The organism is Lentzea aerocolonigenes (genome assembly GCF_000955955.1).
Taxonomy (GTDB): domain Bacteria; phylum Actinomycetota; class Actinomycetes; order Mycobacteriales; family Pseudonocardiaceae; genus Lentzea; species Lentzea aerocolonigenes_A.
The window spans coordinates 43805-63939 of record NZ_JYJG01000064.1; the positions used below are offsets into that span (position 1 = coordinate 43805).

At 67.9% G+C, this 20135-nt stretch carries 22 protein-coding genes and 1 riboswitch; of the genes, 11 read left to right on the plus strand and 11 right to left on the minus strand.

Annotated features, from left to right (window positions below; translation table 11 throughout):
- Nucleotides 1–81: 81 nt before the first annotated feature.
- Nucleotides 82–942, plus strand: coding sequence for a LysR family transcriptional regulator (locus UK23_RS11720; protein ID WP_196777706.1), 861 nt, complete (start codon nucleotides 82–84; stop codon nucleotides 940–942).
- Nucleotides 943–1026: 84 nt separating this feature from the next.
- On the opposite strand, the gene UK23_RS11725 is transcribed toward UK23_RS11720, so the two are convergent.
- Nucleotides 1027–1701: a FadR/GntR family transcriptional regulator gene (locus UK23_RS11725; protein WP_045311469.1), complete on the minus strand. Its 675-nt coding sequence runs from the start codon at nucleotides 1699–1701 to the stop codon at nucleotides 1027–1029.
- 200 nt (nucleotides 1702–1901) lie between these two features.
- Here UK23_RS11725 and nagA point away from each other — a divergent pair, with 200 nt between their 5' ends.
- Nucleotides 1902–3101, plus strand: coding sequence for an N-acetylglucosamine-6-phosphate deacetylase (gene nagA, locus UK23_RS11730; protein ID WP_052684588.1), 1200 nt, complete (start codon nucleotides 1902–1904; stop codon nucleotides 3099–3101).
- Nucleotides 3102–3544: 443 nt separating this feature from the next.
- Here the strand turns inward: nagA and UK23_RS11735 are convergent, their stop codons facing one another.
- From UK23_RS11735 to UK23_RS11755, 5 genes are read right to left on the minus strand one after another with little or no spacing between them, the layout of a single operon-like run.
- Nucleotides 3545–4588, minus strand: coding sequence for an SIS domain-containing protein (locus UK23_RS11735; protein WP_045311471.1), 1044 nt, complete (start codon nucleotides 4586–4588; stop codon nucleotides 3545–3547).
- Nucleotides 4585–6003 (minus strand): glycoside hydrolase family 3 protein, encoded by a 1419-nt coding sequence (locus UK23_RS11740; protein ID WP_045311472.1) that lies wholly within the window; start codon nucleotides 6001–6003, stop codon nucleotides 4585–4587. Before UK23_RS11740 ends, UK23_RS11735 begins: the two co-directional genes overlap by 4 nt.
- 3 nt (nucleotides 6004–6006) lie before the next feature.
- The gene (locus UK23_RS11745) at nucleotides 6007–6825 is read right to left on the minus strand and encodes a carbohydrate ABC transporter permease (RefSeq protein WP_045311473.1); all 819 of its coding nucleotides are present in this window, start codon (nucleotides 6823–6825) and stop codon (nucleotides 6007–6009) included.
- Nucleotides 6825–7826 (minus strand): carbohydrate ABC transporter permease, encoded by a 1002-nt coding sequence (locus UK23_RS11750; protein WP_045311474.1) that lies wholly within the window; start codon nucleotides 7824–7826, stop codon nucleotides 6825–6827. Before UK23_RS11750 ends, UK23_RS11745 begins: the two co-directional genes overlap by 1 nt.
- A gap of 10 nt (nucleotides 7827–7836) precedes the next feature.
- On the minus strand, nucleotides 7837–9111 hold the full coding sequence (locus UK23_RS11755) for a sugar ABC transporter substrate-binding protein (RefSeq protein ID WP_045311475.1): 1275 nt from the start codon (nucleotides 9109–9111) through the stop codon (nucleotides 7837–7839).
- A gap of 223 nt (nucleotides 9112–9334) precedes the next feature.
- Here UK23_RS11755 and UK23_RS11760 point away from each other — a divergent pair, with 223 nt between their 5' ends.
- Together UK23_RS11760 and UK23_RS11765 are read left to right on the plus strand one after the other, a co-directional pair.
- Nucleotides 9335–10090, plus strand: coding sequence for a GntR family transcriptional regulator (locus tag UK23_RS11760; RefSeq protein WP_030470948.1), 756 nt, complete (start codon nucleotides 9335–9337; stop codon nucleotides 10088–10090).
- Nucleotides 10091–10149: 59 nt separating this feature from the next.
- Entirely contained in the window at nucleotides 10150–11535 is a 1386-nt protein-coding gene (locus tag UK23_RS11765; protein ID WP_082114591.1) for an MFS transporter, read from the plus strand.
- Here UK23_RS11765 and UK23_RS11770 read toward each other — a convergent pair.
- Both UK23_RS11770 and UK23_RS11775 read right to left on the minus strand, forming a co-directional pair.
- Entirely contained in the window at nucleotides 11509–12414 is a 906-nt protein-coding gene (locus UK23_RS11770; protein ID WP_045311477.1) for a threonine ammonia-lyase, read from the minus strand. The genes UK23_RS11765 and UK23_RS11770 overlap by 27 nt on opposite strands.
- A complete protein-coding gene (locus tag UK23_RS11775; RefSeq protein ID WP_045311478.1) occupies nucleotides 12411–13340 on the minus strand; it encodes a threonine ammonia-lyase in 930 nt (309 codons plus the stop codon). The genes UK23_RS11770 and UK23_RS11775 overlap by 4 nt, the downstream gene beginning before the upstream one ends.
- Nucleotides 13341–13403: 63 nt before the next feature.
- On the opposite strand from UK23_RS11775, the gene UK23_RS11780 reads away from it, so the two are divergent.
- Together UK23_RS11780 and UK23_RS11785 are read left to right on the plus strand one after the other, a co-directional pair.
- Nucleotides 13404–13904 (plus strand): hypothetical protein, encoded by a 501-nt coding sequence (locus UK23_RS11780; protein ID WP_045311479.1) that lies wholly within the window; start codon nucleotides 13404–13406, stop codon nucleotides 13902–13904.
- A 360-nt stretch (nucleotides 13905–14264) separates the two neighbouring features.
- Nucleotides 14265–15416 carry a S1 family peptidase gene (locus UK23_RS11785; RefSeq protein WP_045311480.1) on the plus strand — a complete coding sequence of 384 codons (1152 nt, stop codon included), beginning with the start codon at nucleotides 14265–14267 and terminating at the stop codon, nucleotides 15414–15416.
- 3 nt (nucleotides 15417–15419) lie between these two features.
- Here UK23_RS11785 and UK23_RS11790 read toward each other — a convergent pair whose 3' ends face one another.
- Together UK23_RS11790 and thiE are read right to left on the minus strand one after the other, a co-directional pair.
- A complete protein-coding gene (locus tag UK23_RS11790; protein ID WP_231114465.1) occupies nucleotides 15420–16181 on the minus strand; it encodes a dioxygenase in 762 nt (253 codons plus the stop codon).
- A gap of 31 nt (nucleotides 16182–16212) precedes the next feature.
- The gene (thiE, locus tag UK23_RS11795; RefSeq protein ID WP_045311481.1) at nucleotides 16213–16851 is read right to left on the minus strand and encodes a thiamine phosphate synthase; all 639 of its coding nucleotides are present in this window, start codon (nucleotides 16849–16851) and stop codon (nucleotides 16213–16215) included.
- A gap of 26 nt (nucleotides 16852–16877) precedes the next feature.
- Nucleotides 16878–16989, plus strand: a riboswitch (TPP riboswitch).
- A gap of 3 nt (nucleotides 16990–16992) precedes the next feature.
- Between thiE and UK23_RS11800 the strand changes: the two genes are divergently transcribed.
- The 5 genes from UK23_RS11800 to UK23_RS11820 all read left to right on the plus strand — a co-directional run bounded on the left by UK23_RS11800 (nucleotide 16993) and on the right by UK23_RS11820 (nucleotide 19643).
- Nucleotides 16993–17940 (plus strand): FAD-dependent oxidoreductase, encoded by a 948-nt coding sequence (locus tag UK23_RS11800; RefSeq protein WP_330770089.1) that lies wholly within the window; start codon nucleotides 16993–16995, stop codon nucleotides 17938–17940.
- On the plus strand, nucleotides 17937–18137 hold the full coding sequence (thiS, locus tag UK23_RS11805) for a sulfur carrier protein ThiS (protein WP_045311483.1): 201 nt from the start codon (nucleotides 17937–17939) through the stop codon (nucleotides 18135–18137). The genes UK23_RS11800 and thiS overlap by 4 nt, the downstream gene beginning before the upstream one ends.
- Nucleotide 18138: 1 nt before the next feature.
- On the plus strand, nucleotides 18139–18894 hold the full coding sequence (locus tag UK23_RS11810) for a thiazole synthase (protein ID WP_045311484.1): 756 nt from the start codon (nucleotides 18139–18141) through the stop codon (nucleotides 18892–18894).
- A gap of 75 nt (nucleotides 18895–18969) precedes the next feature.
- The gene (locus UK23_RS11815) at nucleotides 18970–19413 is read left to right on the plus strand and encodes a MarR family winged helix-turn-helix transcriptional regulator (protein WP_231114466.1); all 444 of its coding nucleotides are present in this window, start codon (nucleotides 18970–18972) and stop codon (nucleotides 19411–19413) included.
- Nucleotides 19413–19643 (plus strand): hypothetical protein, encoded by a 231-nt coding sequence (locus UK23_RS11820; protein ID WP_045311485.1) that lies wholly within the window; start codon nucleotides 19413–19415, stop codon nucleotides 19641–19643. Before UK23_RS11815 ends, UK23_RS11820 begins: the two co-directional genes overlap by 1 nt.
- A gap of 42 nt (nucleotides 19644–19685) precedes the next feature.
- Here UK23_RS11820 and UK23_RS11825 read toward each other — a convergent pair whose 3' ends face one another.
- A complete protein-coding gene (locus UK23_RS11825; RefSeq protein ID WP_045311486.1) occupies nucleotides 19686–20105 on the minus strand; it encodes an SRPBCC domain-containing protein in 420 nt (139 codons plus the stop codon).
- Nucleotides 20106–20135: the final 30 nt, after the last annotated feature.

A 20135-nucleotide genomic window follows, 5' to 3' on the forward strand; every position in this document is an offset into this window, starting at 1 on the left:
CGTGGCTCTAGTCTTCGCAAAGTTCCAGTTAGAAGTTCTGCTCGGAACGTTAAGCTGAGCTTTGTGTTGGATGTGCGACGGTTGCGTTTGCTTCATGCGTTGTCGGTCCACGGCACGGTTACGGCCGCCGCCGAGGCTCTGCACGTGACCTCTCCGGCGGTCTCCCAGCAGTTGGCTGCTCTGGAGCGCGAGGCCGGTGTTCCGCTGGTCGAACGGGACGGCCGCCGGCTGGCGTTGACCCGCGCCGGGCATGTGCTGGCCGCGCACACACAGCTCGTACTGGATCAGCTGGCCGCTGCGGAGGCTGATCTGGCGTCTTTGCGGACTTCCGTGTCCGGAGTGGTTCGGGTTGGCGCGTTCGTGTCCGTCGCCGCGTTGCTGCCGCGCGTGATCCAGGTGCTGCGGTCGGCGCACGGGTCCGATGTGGAGCTTTTCGTGCACGAGATGGAACCCGAGGCGTCACTGCCTGCGTTGCGGCGCGGGGACATCGACATCGCGGTCATCCACTCCTACAACATCATGCCGCGCTCGCTGCCTGAGTCCTGCGAGTCGTTCGAGTTGTTCGTGGAGCCTGTGAACGTGGCTCTGCCGCTGTCGGATCCGTTGGTGCAGCAGGATTCCGTTGATTTGGCGTTGTTGGCTGACCGTCCGTGGATCATGCCGCGTACGGATGCTTCGTGCCACGAGCTGACGCAACGGGCGTGTGGTGCGGCTGGGTTCGTGCCTCGTGCGCAGGCCTATTGCGATGATTTCGGCGTTATGTGCGGGCTTGTTGAGGCTGGGTTGGGCGTTGCGTTGGTGCCTTCGGTGGCTCGGCGGCCCGGGGTGGCGTTGCGGCCGTTGAAGCAGCAGGTGTTCCGGACTGTGTCAGCCGTGGTCCGGAATCGGGCGGATGGGCAGCCTGCCGTGCGTGCGGTGCTGGAGCAGCTGCGCCAGGTCTGAGTGCCGGTAGTAGCCGGGGCCGGTTCGTCGAACTCCAGGCATCGAGGTCCCAGAGCAGCCAGGTGTGCCGCAGTACGACACCGATCAGGCCAGGTCGGACAGCCACTGCTCGACGCCCGCCACGTGCACCGTCGACCAGCTGCGGGCCAGTTCCGGCTGGTGGGCGGCGAGAGCGTCGACGATGGCGCGGTGCTCGGCGACGGTGCGGTCCACGGCGTTGGACTGGGTGATGCCTCGCCAGATGCGGACGCGGACGGTGGGACCGGCCAGGGTGTCGAGGAGCTGGGCCAGGTAGGCGTTGCCCGAGCACTGGGCGATGGCGCGGTGGAAGTCCAGGTCGTGTTCGACCAGTTCCTCGACCGACTTCGCGGACTCGGCGGCGTCGCACAACGCGCGCAGCCTGGCGATCTCCTCCTGGTCCACCCTTTGGGCAGCCATGGCGGCTGCCGCGGGTTCCAGGATGCGACGGACCTGGAGGACTTCGAGGACCGAATCTTCGCCTCGGTGGAGATCCAGGACGAAGGAGAGGGCGCCGAGGAGGTCGTCGGCGCGCAGGGACGAGACGTAGGTGCCGTCGCCCTGGCGGACGTCGAGTACACGAACGAGTGACAGTGCCTTCACGGCCTCGCGCAGGGAGTTGCGCGAGAGTCCTAGGCGTTCGGCCAGGTCAGCCTCACGCGGGAGGCGGTCGCCGGGCTTCAGCTCGCCCGAAACGATCATCTCCTTGACGCGCAGGATCGCATCGTCAGTGACTGCCACGGCACCCTCAACTCGTCGTAGACCTCGGATGTCTGAGGACCAGTATGCGCCACGGATGGTCATCTGCCGTGCATCGTCCGGGTATCCCGGTCCGAATGGCCGCGATTCACCGATTGGTATGTGAGATGGTTATCTCTTAACGATACGTGACGGGAACCCCTGTTGTCGCCATAATGGTCTGGACCATTCTAGGAGGGATCTTGGACGCCGTTGTCGCAGCACCGCGCGCTTTGCTCGGTCGCACGATCGTCGGTCCTGCCTCGGTGCGGATCAGAGATGGCCGCATCGTCGAGGTGACCACCGGTGAAGCACCGCCCGGCGCGGAGGTCCTCTCCGATGGACTGCTCACACCGGGGCTCGTCGATGTTCAGGTGAACGGGGCCGTTGGGGTCGACTTCGCCGAGGTGGACGCCGACAGCATGCGGTTCGTGGCCGAAGCCTTGCCGTCCACCGGTGTGACCCGGTTTCTGCCCACGCTGATCACCGCGCCGGTGGACGTGGTCCTGAGGCAGGCACGGGCTGTGCTCGCCGCTTCGGCCGCGTTGCCGGACGGGGTCGGGGCCCGGCCGCTCGGTGTGCACCTCGAAGGGCCGTTCCTGTCGCCCAAGCGGGCCGGGGTGCACGATCCGTCGTTCATGATCGAGCCCGGGCCGGACCAGATCTCGGCGTTGCTGGAGGACGACACGCTTCGCCGTGCGTTGCGGATGGTCACGTTGGCGCCTGAGCAACCCGGTGGGCTCGAGGCCGTTCGGCGGCTGGTCGAGGCCGGGGTGCTCGTCGCTGTGGGGCATTCGGATGCCACTGGTGAGCAGACCCGTGCGGCTGCTGATGCCGGGGCGCGGATGGTCACGCATCTGTTCAACGCCCAGCGGCCGTTGGGGCATCGGGAACCGGGTGTGCCGGGCGTTGCGCTTGTCGACGAACGCTTCACTCTCGGACTGATCGCGGACCTCGCGCACGTCGGACCGGACGTGTGCCGGTTGGTGTTCAACGCGGCCGGTGAGCGGGTGGCGCTGGTGACCGATGCCGTCGCGGCCGCTGGGATGCCGCCGGGCCGCTACCACCTGGGTGGGGCAGACGTGCTGCTCACCGAGGAGGGCGTGCCGCGTTCGCCGGAAGGCACGATCGCCGGCTCGGCGCTCACCCTCGACCGCGCGGTCCGCAACATCGTGTCCGTCGGCGTGCCGATGGCTGATGCTCTCGCCTCCGCCACCATCGTGCCGGCCGAGGTGATCGGCGAGTCCGGCCTGGGCCGCCTCGCTCCCGGAGCCGTGGCGGACCTCGTGTGGTGGGACGACAACCTCCGCCCCAAGAAGGTCTGGGTGGACGGCCAGGTCGTCTTCGACGCCGAGGTGCGGACCACGCCTGTGTCCGCCGGCTACGCCACTGCCGGTCAGTAGGAGCGCATGCTGAAGCAGGGGTCCCCTTGATCTGGGAACCCCTGCTTCACAACGTACTCAGCCGGTGCGTCGTCCCGCGTGTTGCGCGGCGTGTCGGCGAGGTGATCATGAGTTGGTTGTAGTTGGCGTGATCAGCAAACGATTGCGCGGGCGGCTAACTACCACCAACTCAAGATCACCGGCCGCTCACGCCAGACGCGCACAGCTCCGGCCAGCCACAACAGGATGGAAAGGGCTCACCACCACCCCAACATCAACAGGCCTCCAACCACACCCAACTCACCGTCCCTGACCACAGCCAGTTGGGTGTAGTTATCGGCGATTCGATCATGAGTTGGTGGTACTTGCAGACGCCCCACAAGCCAGCAGGGCGGACACGGTGGACGTGTCCGCCCCTGGTCACGAGCAGGTAGAACCCAACGTACCCAGCCGGTCTGACGGTTTCAGAGGGTGCGGGTGACCTTGTTCAGGCCGCGTGGGGCGTCCGGGTCGCCGCCTCGGGCAAGCGCGAGGCCGTGGGCCAGGCGTTGGACCGGGAGGATCTCCAGGATCGGGGCCACTTCCTCGGCCGTTTCCGGGATTGTGATGGACAAGGCCGACGGAACCTTCTCCGAGGCCGAGCCGACTGCCACCACGTCTGCGCCGCGTTCGTTCACCACTGCCAGTGCGTCCAGCAGTGAGTCGCCGCCCTTGCCCAGTGACGTGATCGCGAGGACTGCCGTCTCGCCGTCCACTGCGGCTACTGGGCCGTGGAGGAGGTCGGCGCCGCTGTAGGCGCGGGCCGCCAAATACGACGTTTCGGCGAGCTTGAGCGAGGCTTCCAGGGCGGTGGCGTAGGAGTAACCACGGCCCGTGGTGAGGACGCGGTCCACGAAGCGGTACCGGCGGACTGCCTCTTCCACGGTCGGGGTGGACTGGTCCAGCGTCACCTGGGCCAGGTCGCCCAACGACGCTGCCGCCTCGCCGTTGCCACCGCGCACCGCGTCGATCAGCAAGTACAGGGCCAGCAAAGTCGCCGAGTAGGTCTTGGTGGCCGCCACGGCGTGCTCTACGCCTGCGGAGACGTCCACCGAGAGTTCGGCGGCCGCGTTCAGAGGCGAGGAGGCGGTGTTGGTCACGGCCACGGTCAGTGCGCCGCGGCGACGGTAGGAGGCGGTGACCTCCAGGAGGTCCGGGGAGCCGCCGGACTGCGAGACGGTGATCAGCAGGACGTCGCGGAGGTCGGGTTCCGCGCCGTACAGCGTGGTCGTCGAGGCGGAGACCAGGCCCGCCGGGAGCTGCAGGAGGATCTCGGTCAGGTACTTGGCGTAGATCGCGGCGTGGTCGCTCGAGCCGCGGGCGGCGAAGAGCACGAAGCGCGGTGCGCGTTCCCGGATCACCTGGGCGACCGCCGCGATGTCGGCACGGTTCGCGTACAGGGAAGAGAAGATCTGCGGCTGGGCCGCGATCTCCGCTGCCATGTGCTGGCCTGGCTGGGGCGTGGTCATGTGGTGCCTTTCAGGATCAGCTCGGCCGCGGCTCGGAGGCTCACCCGAGAACCGCCGTGGGTGTCGATGCGGGCGACGCTGCCCAGGTCTGGACCAGGCACGCCGGTTTCGACGTGCACCACGTCCAGATCCAGATTAGTTAAGTTTGTTACCAGTTGTCGAGCGCTCGTGTGGCGGTGGGCGTCTCGGGTCACGACGACAATCGTGCGGTCACCTGCGGCTTTCGCAACTTCTTCCGCCGAGATGTCGCGGGAGGCGATCACCTCGGTGGCCGGGAGCATGTCGCGCAGGTACGGGCCCAGGCCCCACGGGACGTCGCCGACCGCGATCGACGCGTCCACGACCAGGTCGACTACTACCGGGTCGGTACCGACACTAACCCGGCCACGCGCCTGAACTGCACGTCGTGCGGCCGTGAGACCGATCTCAGCGTCGTGAGCGTCCACCGATGACGGAGGTAGGCCCAGGGCGAGGGAGCGGGCTGCGGCTTGGGTCAGGCGTTCTTCGGAGAGTTCGCCGGACTTCACGGCGGCGACGATCGAGTCGATCAGCCACTGCAGGTCGGTGTCGTCCAGCGCCATGCCGCCGAGGCACATCGCGTCGACTCCGGCGGCGAGTGCGCGAACTGCGCCCTGGGCCAGGTCTCCGCCCACCGCCTTCATGTCGAGGCCGTCGGTGATCACGGCGCCGGTGAAGCCCAGCTCGTTGCGGAGCAGGTCGATCGCGTGCTTGTTGAGCGTGACGGGAGCGCTGCCCCACTCGGGGACGACGAGGTGGCCGGTCATGATCGAGCGGACGCCCGCGTTGACGGCCGCCCGGAACGGCACCAGTTCCACCGCGCGGAGCTGTTCCTCCGTGCGCGGGAGAACGGGAAGCTGCTCGTGGGAGTCCTCAGTGGACGCTCCGTGGCCGGGGAAGTGCTTGGCACACGCGGCAACGCCGACGGCCTGGAGGCCTTCGACCCACGCGGCCACGTGGCGAGCGGCCAACTGGGGATCCGAGCCGAACGCGCGGACGCCGATGATCGGGTCGTCCAGCGTCAGCACCAGATCCGCGGACGGCGCCAGGTTCAGCGAGATCCCGCACTTGGCCAGGCGGGAGCCGATGGACGCGGCGACCGAGCGGGTGAGGTCGAGGTCGTCCGCCACGCCCAGGGCGTGGTTGCCGGGGACCTCGGAGCCGCGGCCCGCGTCGAGACGCGTGACGTCGCCGCCCTCCTCGTCGATGCCGATCACCACGTCCGGGCGCACCGAGCGGAGCTCACTGCACAGCGCGGTCACCTGAGCGTCGTCGACCACGTTGCGGCCGAAGAGGACCACACCGCCGAGTCCGTCAGAAACCCGCCGCAGCAACCAGTCGGGGGCGGTCGTTCCGTGAAATCCGGGCAGCAGAACGGCAGCGGCCAACTGATCCACTTGTCATCCCTTCACTGCACCGGCGGTGACGCCGGCGACCATCTTGCGCTGGACGATGAGGAAGAAAACGAGCGCGGGCACGGTGAACAGCACCGAGGCGGCCATCGCGCCGCCCCAGTCGGTGCCGAACGCCGTCTGGAAACCGGACAGCCACACCGGGAGGGTTTCCCTGTCCTGGCTGCGGATCAGCACCTTGGCGAACAGGAACTCGTTCCACGCCGTGATGAACGCGAACACCGACGTGGCGACGAGACCAGGGCCCAGCAAGGGCAGAGTCACCTTCTGGAACGCGCCCCAGCGGCCGCAGCCGTCGACCATCGCGGCTTCCTCGAGCTCGATCGGGATGCCGTTCACGAAGCCGCGCAACGTCCACGCGCAGAACGGCAGCGTCACGGCGAAGTACACGAGCACCAGCGAGGTCAGGTGTTCGTAGAGCTGAAGGTCCCGCATCATCAGGAACATCGGGATCAGCAACGCCTCGAACGGTGCCATCTGCGCGACGAGCATCAGCAGCACGAACGATTTGCGGCCGCGGAAGGAGAAGCGCGACATGGCGACCGCGGCCGTGATGCCGACGATGATCGAGGCCAGCACCGCGGTGAGCGTCACCATGAGGCTGTTGCCCAGCGAGGACAGGAAGCCGGGCTTCGTCCACGCGGTCACGAAGTTCGACATCGTCACGGAGAACGGGACGAGGTCGTAGTCCGACGTGATCGTCGAGCCCTTGGGCTTCAACGCGGACGTGATCATCCAGTACGTCGGGAAGAGGAAGAACAGCGCGAGCACGAGGCCCGCGACGTTCGCTGCAGACTTCTTGAGCATCAGATCTTGCCCTCCTCGGTCTGCAGCAGCTTGCGCAGGTACTGGAACGTGATCAGGCCGAGAATGATCATCATCAGCACGCTGATCGCGGCCGCGACACCGAAGTGACTCTTCGCGATGCCTTCCAGGTACTGCATCACGGCGAGCGTCGTGCTCTCACCGCTCGGGCCGCCCTCCTTGAAGACCCAGATCTGGGCGAAGACCTTGAAGTCCCACAGGGTCGACAGGAACGTCACCATCATCAACAGCGACTTGATCTCCGGCCAGGTCACCGCGCGGAACGTCTGCCAGGCCGTCGCCCCGTCGATGCCCGCCGCCTCGTAGAGGTCGCGCGGAACGCCGAGAACGCCGGCGTAGAGGGAGAACGCCAGGAACGGGATCGCCTGCCACACGATGAGCAGGCCGACCACGGCCAGCGTGGACGTGCCGGAACCGAACCACGAGTGCCCGTTGAACTGCTCGAAACCGAGCTGTACCAGCGTTTTGTTCAGGATTCCGTAGTTCTGGTCGAACATCCAGATGTACACGGTCGCGGACGCGAGGATCGGCATCGCCCACGCGCACAGCATCGTGACCTGGAGCGCGACCCGGACCCACCCGGAGAGCTTGCGCATCAGCAACGCGATCATCAGACCCGCGCCCACCGACACGCCGACGACGGCGACGGTGAACACGACGGTCCGCAGCGTCACGGTCCAGAAGCGCTCGTCCTGCAGGACGGCCACGTAGTTGTCGAGGCCGGTCCACACGATCTCGCCACGGACCAGCTCGCCGAGGTTGAGCTTGCGGAAGCTCGTCACGAAGACCGAGACGACCGGAAAACCGATCAGCCACAGAATCGCGATGAGCGCCGGAGCCAGCAGCAGGTAGGGCAGCGCCCGGTCGAAGGCGCCGCCCCGGCGGCGACGCTTGCGCGCCCCACCCGTCACGGCAGGCGGCAGCGCCGGCGGGGTCTTGCCCCCGGCCGGCGCTGCCGTTTCGGTCGTCTTGACGGCCGTCATCTCAGCTGGGTTATCCCATGGCCTTGGTGACGGCGTCGCTCGCGTCCTTCGTCGCCTGGTCCAGCGTCTTCGCGCCGGTCAGGTACGCGGTGAGCGCGTCCTTCAGCGGGTTCTGGCCCGCCTCGACGGCCGCCCACTTCGGCGTCACCGGGGTGACCTTGCCGTTGGGGGACGACTCGGCCATGGCCTTGCCGAGCGGAGTGCTGCCGAGCTTCGAGGTGTCCTTCGAGGTGCCGGGAACCGCGCCGCCCTCGGCGAGCATGTCCTGGTACTTCTTGGACGACAGCAGCGCCAGGTACTTCTTGGCGGCGTCGGCGTTCTTGCTGCCGGCCGGGATCGCGAGGTTCGAGCCACCCAGGAACACCGGCGCGGTCGAGCCGGCCTTCTTGGACGGGATCGGGAACGCCGAGGTCTTGTCCTTCAGGTCCGCCTTGGCCTTGACGGCGCCGGCGAGCTCCCACGGGAGGCCGATCATCATGCCGACGTTGCCCGTGCCGAAGACCTCCATCTGCTGGGGCTTCGCCTCGTCGATGTCAGCCGGGGCCTTCTTGGTGGCCGACGCGTCGTAGAGCGCCTTGTAGGCCTCGAAGCCCGCCTTGGCCTGCGGCGTGTCGAGCGTGCCGGTCCACTTGCCGCCGTCCTGCTTGGCGATGTCGCCGCCCTCGTCCCAGATCAGCGAGAGCAGGAAGTACCAGGACTGACCGGGCAGGTACAGCGCCTGGAAGTCCGGGTTGGACGCATTCGCGGCCTTGAGCTTGTTGATCGCGTCGATCCACTCGGCACGCGACGCCGGCGGCTTCGCGACGCCTGCGGCCTGCAGCAGGTCGGTGCGGTAGATGACGGTGCGGTTCGCGGCGTAGAACGGCACGCCGTACTGCTTGCCGTTCAGCGTCAGCGAGTCCTTGAGGCCGCCCAGCCACTCGCCGCCGTTGAACTGGCTCGCGTCAGCGGTCAGATCCGCCAGCGTGTTGGTGTCCGCGAAGCTCGCCGTCTGGGTGTTGCCGAGCTCGATGACGTCGGGCGGGGTGTTGCTGGCCAGCGCCGTGGTCAGCTTCTCCTGGATACCGGTCCACTTCTGGACCTCGTACTTGACCTTGATGCCGTTCGCGCTCTCGAACTCCTTGTTCAGAGCGTCGGTCAGGGTCGTCGGCGCGGAGCCGTCCATGAGCCACACGGTGATCTCTTTGGTCTCCGTGCCGCTACCGCTGTTCGTGCTCGTGCCACATCCCGACACGGCCACTGCCAGTGCGGCGGCACCAGCAGCGAGTCCTCTCCAGCCCTTCACAGTCGCGCCCTTTCAGCAAGCCCGGCCCCTCGGCCGGAACGCCCAAGTGGTGTAGACCAATGCGGAACAGCGTGTGCTGCGTCACCGAGTCTGTCAAGCGCGTTGCCAAAGCGTTGCGGAGTCATCGGAGCAATTTCGTGTCGATTGGCGGGGGTTCGAACGCACGAATCGACACGGACAAGGCATCCTTGTGGTGCGTGACATGGAGTGCGAGGAGGAGGCCATGCTGGAGACGACGCCTGCATCAGGCGTGGACGCCAGGACGCGTGCACAGCGCGAGCCGAAGTACTGGGGTCTCAAGCGGCACCTGCTCGACCTGTTGCGAGCGCTGCCGCCTGGTTCGCCAATCCCCACGGAACGGTCGCTGGCCGCGGAGTTCGACGTCTCCAGGACGACCGTTCGCCAGGCTCTCGCCGAGCTGACGGTCGAAGGGCGACTGCTCCGGGTGCAGGGCAAGGGCACCTTCGCGGCGGAACCCAAGGTCGCCCAGAGGTTGCAGCTGTCTTCGTACACAGAGGACATGCGCGCCCAGGGCCGCGTGCCGTCGTCGAAGCTGATCGAGGCTTCCGAGATGCCCGCGGAGGCAGAGCTCGCGCGGCTGCTCGGCGTGCGTCCCGGTGCCAAGGTGCTGCGTCTGCACCGCCTGCGTCTCGCGGACAACGAGCCGATGGCGATCGAGACGACGCACCTGGCGCTCGGCCGGTTCCGCGGGCTGCGGCGCTACCTGGCGCCCGGTGCCTCGCTGTACCAGGTGCTGTCCGAGCGGTTCGGCGTCGAGATGGGACACGCCGAGGAGACGATCGAGACCGCGCTGGCCTCGCCTGAAGAGGCAGAGTTGCTCGGTGCCGACATCGGCCTGCCGATGCTGCTGCTGTCCCGGCACTCGTTCGACACCGAGGGCAACCCGATCGAGTGGGTTCGCTCGGTGTACCGCGGTGACCGGTACAAGTTCGTCGCCACGCTCAACCGGCCGTCTTGATCGCCTGGGGCACGCCGCGCGCTCGTGCGGTGCTGGCCACGACGATCCTCGGCTCGGGCATGGCGATGCTCGACGGGACGATCGTCAACGTCGCGCTGCCGCGGATCGGTGCCGAGTTCAAGGCGTCGGTCACGGATCTGCAGTGGATCCTGAACGGCTACATGCTCGCGCTGGCCTCGTTGATCCTGGTCGCGGGATCATTGGGTGACCGGTTCGGCCGGCGCCGGGTCTACGTGGTCGGCGTGATCTGGTTCGGCGTGTCGTCGCTGCTGTGCGGCGTCGCGTGGGACGTGCCGGTGCTCGTGGCCGCGCGCGTGCTGCAGGGTGTGGGAGCGGCGTTGCTGACGCCGGGTGCTTTGGCGATCCTGCAGTCGTCGTTCAACCGGGAGGACCGCTCGCGCGCGATCGGTGCCTGGTCGGGGCTGTCCGGTGTGGCCACCGCGATCGGGCCGTTCGTCGGCGGGCTGCTCGTGCAGGCGTGGTCGTGGCGGCTCGCGTTCCTGGTGAACCTGCCGGTGGCCGCGCTGTGCGTGTTCCTCGCGCTGCGGTCGGTGCCGGAGTCGCGGGACGAGACCGCCGGGCACCCCAACTACCTGTCGGCGCTGGTCGGAGCCGTTGGGCTTGCTTTGATGACCGGCGGCCTGGTCGAGCAGTCGTACCTGGTGGCTGGGCTCGGGCTGGCGGCGATGATCGCGTTCGGCGTGGTCCAGGTGCGGTCCGCGGACCCGCTGGTGCCACCGGAACTGTTCCGCAACCGCACGTTCCTCGTGGCGAACCTGCTGACGTTCCTGGTCTACGCGGCACTCGGCGGCGTGATGGTGCTGCTCGTGCTGCAGCTGCAGGTGTCGCTCGGCTACTCGCCGACGGCGTCCGGCCTGGCCAGCGTGCCGCTCACGATCATCATGCTGCTGCTGTCGTCGACGTCGGGGAAGATCGCGCAGAAGTACGGCCCGCGCTGGCAGTTGGTTCTCGGGCCGATCGTGATCGGGCTCGGCATGCTCCTGCTGCGCAACGCCGCACCCGGTTCGAGCTATGTGACGGGCGTGATCGTGTTCGGTCTGGGCCTCGCTGCCGTGGTCGCGCCGGTCACCGCGACCGTGCTCGCGTCCGCCCCTGATCACCACGCGGGCGTCGCGTCGGGCGTCAACAACGCGGTGGCGCGCACCGGCAGCCTGCTGGCGATGGCCGTGCTGCCAGGGGCGGTCGGGCTGATGGGTGAGGACTACACGAACCCGGCGGTCATGACCTCCGGGTGGCAGATGGCGCTCGTGCTGTGCGCGGTGGCGGCGATCATCGGTGGCGTGCTCGCGATCGGCGTGAACAACGACGTGCTGGCCGCGGCGCCTGATCAACCCGAAGCGCCGCATCCCGGCGACTGCCTGCACTGCGGCGTGGAGGGTCCGCCGACCCACATGCGGTCAGGTCCGCAGCACGCGAACAAGTAGCGCGGGGTCGACGTTGCCGCCGGAGACGACGGCAACGCCACCTCCGAGCTTCGCCTGGGCCGCGACCGCGACGGCACCGCTGGGTTCGGTGATCAGCCGTGCGCCGCGGGCCAACTGGGCCATCGCGTCGAAGATCTCTTCTTCCGACACCGTGATCACGTCGTCGACGAGCTTGCTGATGTGTTCCCAGGTGAGGGCCGAGGGCTCGTCGCGGAGGGCGTCAGCGGCCGTCTGAGCGCGTTCCACCGGGTCCCAGCGGGTGAGTTCGCCTCGGTGGAGCGAGTCGGCGATGTCGGCGGCCAGAGCTGGTTCCGCGCCGATCACTCGGACGTCCGGGCGCAGCGTCTTGATCGCCGTGGCGACGCCGGAGATCAGGCCGCCGCCCGACATCGGCACGACGACCGCTTGCACGTCCGGCAGGTCTTCGAGGATCTCGAGGCCGATCGTGCCCTGGCCGGCGATCACGTCCGGGTGGTCGAACGGCGGGATCAGCGCCGCACCTCGTTCGGCGACGAGGGCTTCCGCCCGTTCGACGCGTTCGGTGATGCCGACGATGAAGACCTCGGCTCCCAGCGCTTTCGTGGCCTCGATCTTGACCGCGGGAGTGTTTGAAGGCATCACGATCGCCGCCGGAACGCCGTGCAGCCGGGCCGCGAACGCCACGGCCTGGGCGTGGTTGCCGCTGGAGTACGCGACCACGCCGTTCGCCCGGTTCTCCAGGCGTGCCAACGCGTTCAGCGCGCCGCGGAGCTTGAACGCACCGATCGGCTGCAGTGATTCGGGCTTGAGCCAGCCAGGACCGAACGGCAGCAGCGGCGTGCGCACCACGTGCGGCGCGATCACCGTTGCCGCCGAACGGATGTCGTCGAGCGAGATCATCCGACTAGTTCCGCGAACAGCTTCGGTTCGATGTTGCCGCCGGACACGACCGCGACCGCCGGGCCGGCGGGCAACGAGCGGTTCAGGTACGCCGCAACGGGAACAGCGCCGCTCGTCTCGGACACGACGCGGGTGCGGCGGGCAATTTCCCTGACAGCGTCCCGAATCTCGTCCTCGGTCACGGTGACGATGTCGTCGACGTACTCGCGGATGTGCGCGAACGTCAGCTCGGACGGCTCGGCGCGCAGGCCGTCGGCGATGGTGCGGGCGCGGTCGTGCGCGTCCCACCGGACCAGCGAACCGGCGGCGAACGACGCGGCGGCATCGCCGGCCAGCTCGGGTTCGACGCCGATCACGCGGACGTTGGGGCGCAACGACTTCACGGCCGTCGCGACGCCGGCGATCAGGCCGCCGCCGCTCACCGGGACCAGGATCGTGGCGACGTCGGGCAGGTCCGCGCAGATCTCCAGGCCGATCGTGCCCTGGCCGGCGATCACGTCCGGGTGGTCGAACGGCGGGATCAGCGTGGCACCGCGTTCCTCGACCAGTTCGGCGGCGCGCGACTCGCGTTCGGTGATGCCGACGACGAACACCTCGGCGCCGTGCGAGCGCGTCGCGTCGATCTTCAGCTGCGGCGTGTTGTCCGGTACGACGATCGCCGCGGGCATGCCCAGGAGCTTGGCCGCGTAGGCGACTGCTTGCGCGTGGTTACCACTCGAATACGCCACGACACCACGCGCGCGGTCCTCGGAAGGTATGCGGGACAAGGCGTTCACCGCGCCGCGTTGCTTGAAAGCTCCGATGGGCTGCAGGCATTCGGGCTTGATCGAAAGTCCCGAGTCGAACGTCAGCAGCGGGGTGTGGACGACATGCGGGGCGATCGCGGCAGCGGCCGCGTGGATGTCTTCGAGAGTCACCAGACGCATGTGTCGATGATGCACGTCACCGGGGCACAACCGGTGAACTGTGCCCGACGTCCCACAAGTGTCATGTCTGAGAAGGAGAAGATCACCCCCGTCAAGCTCGTCGCGAGTGTGCTCGCCGCCGTCACCGCGGCCGTGCTGAGCCTTCGCCTCAACGTCGTCGGCACCATCATCGGCGCGATCCTCGCGAGTGTGGTGACCACAGTGGGCGCCGTGCTCTATCAACGGTCGATGGAACGCGAAAAGCGTTGGCAGGTCATCGCGGTCGGCGGACTGCTGGCGTTCGTCGTGACCGTCCTCACCGTCACGAGCGTCCAGTTGGTGACCGGCAAACCGACGTCCGCGGATCCGGGGCCGACCACCAACGAGACCGTCCACACCGAAACGCACACCGAGACGACGAAGACGGAAACGGAGACCGTGACCGTCCCGCCGAGCACTTCGGCCACGTCCGGTCAGTCGCCCACCGAAAGCACGACGCCGACCGGACCGGCGACTACGACGACAGAATCCCGACAGCCGACCGACAGCTCTAAACCGACGTCAACTGTCGACCCCATTCGGTGATCACGTCACTACTTTGAGCGATAGTTAACTGTCAATTGCTACGCACCGCAGTTGATCTGTCGTGAGCTGTGACACACTTCGTCCACGGTCGAGGTCGGGCGTAATAGATAACGGGCCCATAACGTCACTCGAACGGGCGAAGGATTCGGTCCGAAAGAGACCGGGAGGGGGGCGCAATGAGGCTCGTGGCAAGACCACTTGAGCGCGGCGCCCTCGCATCGAACGAGAGAGAGCTGGGGATTGGAGGGGTGGGGCGACCCCTGCCGCCGCCCCACCACCCGTCCCCCTAGAGCCCCCGAGAGAGGTCCCTGCAACCGATCTCTCGGGTTCCCCTGCACCCGAAAGTGAGGGAGACGTCTGATGAACCGCACGAGTGCGGCCCGTATTACCGGTGCCGTGTTGCTCGCCACCGGAGTCGTGACTGCTCTCAGCGTACCGGCGTTTGGCGCCCCTGCCGCACCAGTCGCCCCAACCGGTTCCGACACGGAGAGCTACCCGGCCGAATTGCTCCAAGCGGTCCAACGTGATTTGGGCCTGAACGCTGACCAGGCACGCGTCCGGTTGGCTTCTGACCAGAAAGCAAGCGAAACCGCGGAGCAGGCGAAGGCCTCTCTGGGTGACGCGTTCGGCGGATCCTGGATCGACCAGGCGAGCGGCAGACTGACCGTGGCGGTGACCAGGTCGGGACTCTCCGTGAGCGGCGCGGACACCAAGGTCGTCCAGAACTCGCTCACCCAGCTCAACGGCACCAAGTCGGTGCTCGACCTCATGACCGCTCCCGCGAGCGTCACCAGCTGGCGGGTGGACGAGAAGTCCAACGCCGTCGTGGTCGAGGTCAACAAGAACACCCGCGACGCGGCCGCGGACCAGTGGATCGCCACGGCCAAGAGCATCAGCGGCGCCGTTCAGGTCGCCGAGGTGGCCGAGAGCCCGACCACGCTGTACGACCTGCGCGGTGGTGACGCGGTCTACATGGGCGGCGGACGTTGCTCGCTCGGCTTCTCCGTGACCGGCGGGTTCGTCATCGCCGGCCACTGCGGCCGCGCCGGCACCGCCACCCAGGGCTTCAACCGCGTCGCCCAGGGCACCTTCCAGGCGTCGACGTTCCCCGGCAACGACTACGCGTGGGTGAAGACCAACGCGAACTGGACCCCGCGGCCGTGGGTCAACCGCTACGGCGGTGCCAACGTGATCGTCAAGGGCTCCACCGAGGCCGCTGTCGGCGCGCAGATCTGCCGCTCCGGCTCGACCACCGGCTGGCACTGCGGTTCGGTCCAGGCCAAGAACCAGACCGTGAACTACCCGCAGGGCACCGTCCGCGGCCTCACCCGCACCAACGTGTGCGCGGAGCCCGGCGACTCGGGTGGCTCCTGGGTGGCGGGCTCGGGCTTCGGCCAGGCCCAGGGCGTGACGTCCGGCGGTTCGGGCAACTGCTCGTCCGGTGGCACCACGTACTTCCAGCCGGTGAACCCGATCCTGTCGCGCTACGGCCTGACCCTGACGCGCGGCTGATCTCTAGCTGAACTGCACAGATCGTTTCGAGAGCCCGTACCAGAAGCCTTCAACGCTGGTACGGGCTTTCTCGTCGCTCGCAGCGCCGAGTGCCACGAACAGCGGCGCGAAGTGCTCGGTCCGCGGATGCGCGATGCCCGCCGCGGGAGCCTTCTGCTGGAAGTCCAGCAACGCGTCCACGTCGCCGTTCGCCAGCTGCTGGTGCGCCCAGTCGTCGAACTCCTTCGACCACGACGGCGGCTCGTAGTCCGGGCCCTGGCCGAAGTGCACGCAGCTCAGGTTGTGCGTCATGAACCCGCTGCCGACGATCAGGACGTTCTTGTCCCGCAGCGGTGCGAGCTTCCGGCCGATCCCGTGCAGCTCGCGCGGGTCGAGCGTGGGCAGCGACATCTGCAGCACCGGCACGTCCGCGTCCGGGAACATCTCCTTGAGCGGCACATATGCGCCGTGGTCGAGGCCGCGGCCGGCGTCCTGCTGGACGTGGCCGCCGAGGAGCTTGCGGACGTCCTCCGCGAGCTCGGGAGCACCCGGCGCTTCGTACGTGACCTCGTAGTAGTGCTGCGGGAAGCCCCAGAAGTCGTAGACCAGCGGCACGGTCGTGGTCGCGCCGATCGTGGTCGGCGCCTCCTCCCAGTGCGCGGAGACCATGAGCACGGCCTCCGGGCGCGGGAGAGTGGCGGACCAGTCCTTGAGCTCTCTGGTCCACGTCTCGTCGTCAGCCAACGGGGGAGCCCCGTGGCTCAGGTACAGCACAGGTGCGCTCACAGTTCCGAGCGTACGCCAAGTTGTTCAAATTTCAACTACTAAGTTCAACTTTGAACGACTCGGCTGCCTTGCGCGGGTCCTCGGCGTCGGTGATGGCCCGGACGACGACGACGCGGGTGGCTCCTGCGGCCTTCACCTCGTGGAGGTTCGTGAGGTCGATGCCGCCGATCGCGAACCACGGCCTGGCGCTCTTCGTCGCTCGGACGAGGTCCAGTCCTGGAGCCGGACGGCCCGGCTTGGTCGGCGTCGGCCAGCACGGGCCGGTGCAGAAGTAGTCCACGCCGGGTTCGTCCGCCGCCGCCCGCATCTGGTCGACGTCGTGGGTGGAGCGGCCGATCACCACGTCGTCGCCGAGGATCTTCCGGGCGAGCGGCACGGGCAGGTCGTCCTGGCCGAGGTGCAGCACGTCGGCCTGGACCGCGTGCGCGATGTCCGCGCGGTCGTTGACGGCGAAGAGCTTGCCGTGGCGTTCGGCGGCTTCGGCGAGGATCTCGAGCGCGTCGAGCTCCTGCTTCGCCTCGAGTGACTTGTCCCGCAGTTGGATGATGTCGACGCCGCCGGCGAGGGCCGCATCGGCGAACTCGGCCAGATCAGGCCGGTTCGGCGTGCAGAGGTAGAGCGTCGCGTCGGCGAGTCGTTGCCTGATCAGGTTTCCGTCGAGTCCTGGCACGCTCGCACGGTAACCGTTATGTTGGTGTCGGTCCGCACGGGAGCCTGGAGATCACCGGGCTGAGAGGGAGCGTGGTTCGCTCCGACCGTCGAACCTGATCCGGGTCATGCCGGCGCAGGGAGCGTGAATGCCTTGAGCAGTGTGGAAGTGGCCGTCCGGGGTGGCGGTGTCATCGGCCTGTCCGTGGCTTTGGCGTTGCTGCGGGACGGGTACTCGGTTTCGGTTACCGACGTGGGGTCCCCGCACGCCGGATCACGGGTCGCGGGCGGGATGCTCGCGCCGTTGACGGAGGCCTGGCCGGGCGAGGAAGCCGTGGTGGCGCAGGGTGTTGAGGCCCTGGCGATGTGGCCCGCGTTCGCCTCGTCGATCGGTGTCGAACTGTTCACGGCGGGGACTCTCGCGGTTGGAACGCAACCCGGTGACCTCGCTGATCTGAAGCACGCGGGGGAGTTGCTGACCTCGCGGGAGATCCGTGCGCTCGAACCTTCTCTGGGCCCGGCGGTTCGTGGCGGTGTGTACGCGGCAGGTGACCTCGCCGTCGACAACCGCGCGTTGCTTTCCGCACTGTGGAAGGCATGCGTCGAGCTGGGCGTGCGGTCCGATGTGGACGGCCGCGTCGAGGTGATCGCAGCCGGGGCGTGGAGCGGTGCGTTGCATCCCTTGCTGCGGGACGTGATCCGGCCGGTCAAGGGTGAGATCCTGCGGCTTTCCTGGCGTTCTGGGGCGTTGCCGCCGCCGCGTCACACGATCCGCGCTCTGGTTTCCGGCCGGCCGGTGTATCTGGTTCCGCGCAACGACGGCCTGGTCGTCGGAGCTACGCAGTACGAGGTGGGGTTCGACACCGACGTGTCCGTCGCGGGGGTGCGGGACCTGTTGCGGGACGCGGAAACCGTGCTGCCGGGCATCGCCGAGTACGCGCTGACCGAGGCCGCCGTCGGGTTCCGCGCGGGCAGCCCGGACAACGTGCCGATCGTGCGCTGGCTGGAGCCCGGCGTGATCGCGGCGACCGGACACCACCGCAACGGACTTCTGCTCGCCCCGCACACCGCTGCGCAGGTCGTCGGGCTGCTCAAGGGAGGAAGCTGGTGAAAGCACAGGTCAACGGCACTTCTCGCGACCTGGACGACGGCACGTCCGTCGCCGCGCTGGTGTCGCTGGTGGGGGCGCCCACGTCCGGTGTCGCCGTGGCACTGGACGGCGCTGTGGTGCCGAGGGCGTTGTGGGACAAGACGATCGTGCCGGACGGCGGCGTGGTCGAGGTGCTGACCGCGGTCCAGGGAGGCTGACGTGGACGATCCGCTGATCATCGCGGGCCGGGAGTTCCGGTCCAGGCTCATCACCGGCACCGGTGGTGCCGCGAACCTCTCGGTGCTGGAACGGGCTCTGGTCGCGTCCGGTACCGAGCTGACGACCGTGGCCATGCGCAGGGTGGATTCCGTTGGTCAGACCGGCGTGCTGGAGTTGTTGCGGCGCCTTGGAATCGAGGTCCTGCCGAACACGGCCGGCTGCCGTACGTCCGCCGAGGCCGTGCTGACCGCCCAGCTCGCGCGCGAGGCGTTGGAAACCAACTGGGTGAAGCTCGAAGTGGTTTACGACGAGCAGACCCTGCTGCCGGACCCGGTCGAACTGCTGGACGCGGCGGAACGGTTGGTGCAGGACGGTTTTGTGGTACTGCCGTACACCAACGACGACCCGGTGCTGGCGTTGAAGCTCCAGGACATCGGTTGCGCCACGGTGATGCCTCTTGGTTCGCCGATCGGAACGGGACTCGGCATCCGCAATCCGCACAACATCGAGCTGATCACCTCGCGCGCGACCGTCCCGGTGGTGCTCGACGCGGGCATCGGCACGGCGTCCGACGCGGCGCTGGCGATGGAACTCGGCTGCTCAGCGGTACTTTTGGCGACCGCGGTCACCCGTGCCCAGGACCCGGAACGCATGGGCGCCGCCATGCGTTGTGCGGTCGAGGGCGGACGGCTCGCGCGCTTGGCGGGCCGAATTCCGCAGCGCTTTTGGGCCCAAGCGTCTTCGCCGGGACTCTGAGGTCGCTACCGTGGGTACTCACGTGTTGGGGGATGATTGAGAACTACTTAATCCCGCCGAGGAGGACGACAAGCCGTGACGGCCCCCATTGACGCCGAGGTCGAGGACGCGACCGCGCGCCTGTACCTGGCGATCGGCCGGCTGGCCCGGTTGCTGCGACGCACCGGTTCCCCGGGACTCGGCCCCGGCGCGGTCTCCGCGCTGGCCACCCTCGCCCGCTGCGGCCCCATGCGCCTCGGCGACCTGGCGACCAAGGAAGGCGTGGCGCCGCCGACGTTGTCCCGCATCGTCGCCGCCCTGGTCGAGGCCGGGTACGTGAAGCGCGAACCGGACCCGCAGGACGGCCGCGCGTGGCTCGCGACCCCCACACCCGAGGGCGAGACGATGGTCTCCGGAGTGCGGTCCGCGCGGGTGCGCGAGCTGCAGCGGCGGATCGAACAGCTGACACCCGAACACGTTTCGGCTCTGGTGAACGCGTTGGACGCGCTGGAGACGCTGGTCGGCGAAGAGCCGAAGTAGTGTCCGATCCCGCTGAGCTCGACCCCTTCGTGGAACTGGCTCGTGCGCGGCTGGCGGCCGGAGCGGGGTACGACGAGGTGCTCGGCCTGCTCCGGCAACGTGGTCTGTCGAAGATGAACTGCCTGATGGTGATCAGCGAGTCCGGACTCGGTCTCGCTGAGACCAAGCGGTTCATGCACGAGAGCCGGGTGTGGGCCGCTTGGCAGGCCGACGACGAAGAATCGAGCTAGCGCGTGAAGTCGCTGTTCGACCCGGCCGGCCACCCCTTCTGCCTATGCCTGGACGAAGAGTCGCAGTAGCGCCTGGTTGAAGGCGTCGAACTCCGCGACGAGCACCTCGCGGGTCTGCGCCAGCACATCGGCGGCCATCGGGCCGGTGAAGGCCTCCATGTTCACCAGCCGGGTGCCGCTGTCGATCTCTGTCAGCTCCCAGCGGTGGCGGCCGAAGAACATCTTCGGGTCGCCGCCCTGGGACGCCAGCACGTACTTCTCGGTCGCCGTGATCTCGCCGTCGAACTCGCGCTCGAACGGCGTGCCCTTGGCCGCCTTCACCTTGGTCTTCAGGTCGTCTACCTGCACGTACTCCATGACGGGGTTCCAGTGGGCATAGCCGCCGAAGTCCACCAGCACCTGCCACACGTCGTCGATCGGCGCCGGGATGACCAGCTCTGTCCTGACCTCATTTTCCTGCATGGTTGTTCAGTATAATGCGGCCAGCTAGCC

Excerpts from the sequence above, each read along its gene's own strand:
- UK23_RS11745 (WP_045311473.1), bottom strand. The coding sequence starts at position 6,825 with ATGCTCAAGAAGTCTGCAGCGAACGTCGCGGGCCTCGTGCTCGCGCTG.
- UK23_RS11765 (WP_082114591.1), top strand. The coding sequence starts at position 10,150 with ATGGCGATGCTCGACGGGACGATCGTCAACGTCGCGCTGCCGCGGATC.
- UK23_RS11735 (WP_045311471.1), bottom strand. The coding sequence starts at position 4,588 with ATGACCACGCCCCAGCCAGGCCAGCACATGGCAGCGGAGATCGCGGCC.
- UK23_RS11750 (WP_045311474.1), bottom strand. The coding sequence starts at position 7,826 with ATGACGGCCGTCAAGACGACCGAAACGGCAGCGCCGGCCGGGGGCAAG.
- UK23_RS11825 (WP_045311486.1), bottom strand. The coding sequence starts at position 20,105 with ATGCAGGAAAATGAGGTCAGGACAGAGCTGGTCATCCCGGCGCCGATC.
- UK23_RS11770 (WP_045311477.1), bottom strand. The coding sequence starts at position 12,414 with ATGATCTCGCTCGACGACATCCGTTCGGCGGCAACGGTGATCGCGCCG.
- UK23_RS11775 (WP_045311478.1), bottom strand. The coding sequence starts at position 13,340 with ATGCGTCTGGTGACTCTCGAAGACATCCACGCGGCCGCTGCCGCGATC.
- UK23_RS11780 (WP_045311479.1), top strand. The coding sequence starts at position 13,404 with ATGTCTGAGAAGGAGAAGATCACCCCCGTCAAGCTCGTCGCGAGTGTG.
- UK23_RS11785 (WP_045311480.1), top strand. The coding sequence starts at position 14,265 with ATGAACCGCACGAGTGCGGCCCGTATTACCGGTGCCGTGTTGCTCGCC.
- UK23_RS11760 (WP_030470948.1), top strand. The coding sequence starts at position 9,335 with ATGCTGGAGACGACGCCTGCATCAGGCGTGGACGCCAGGACGCGTGCA.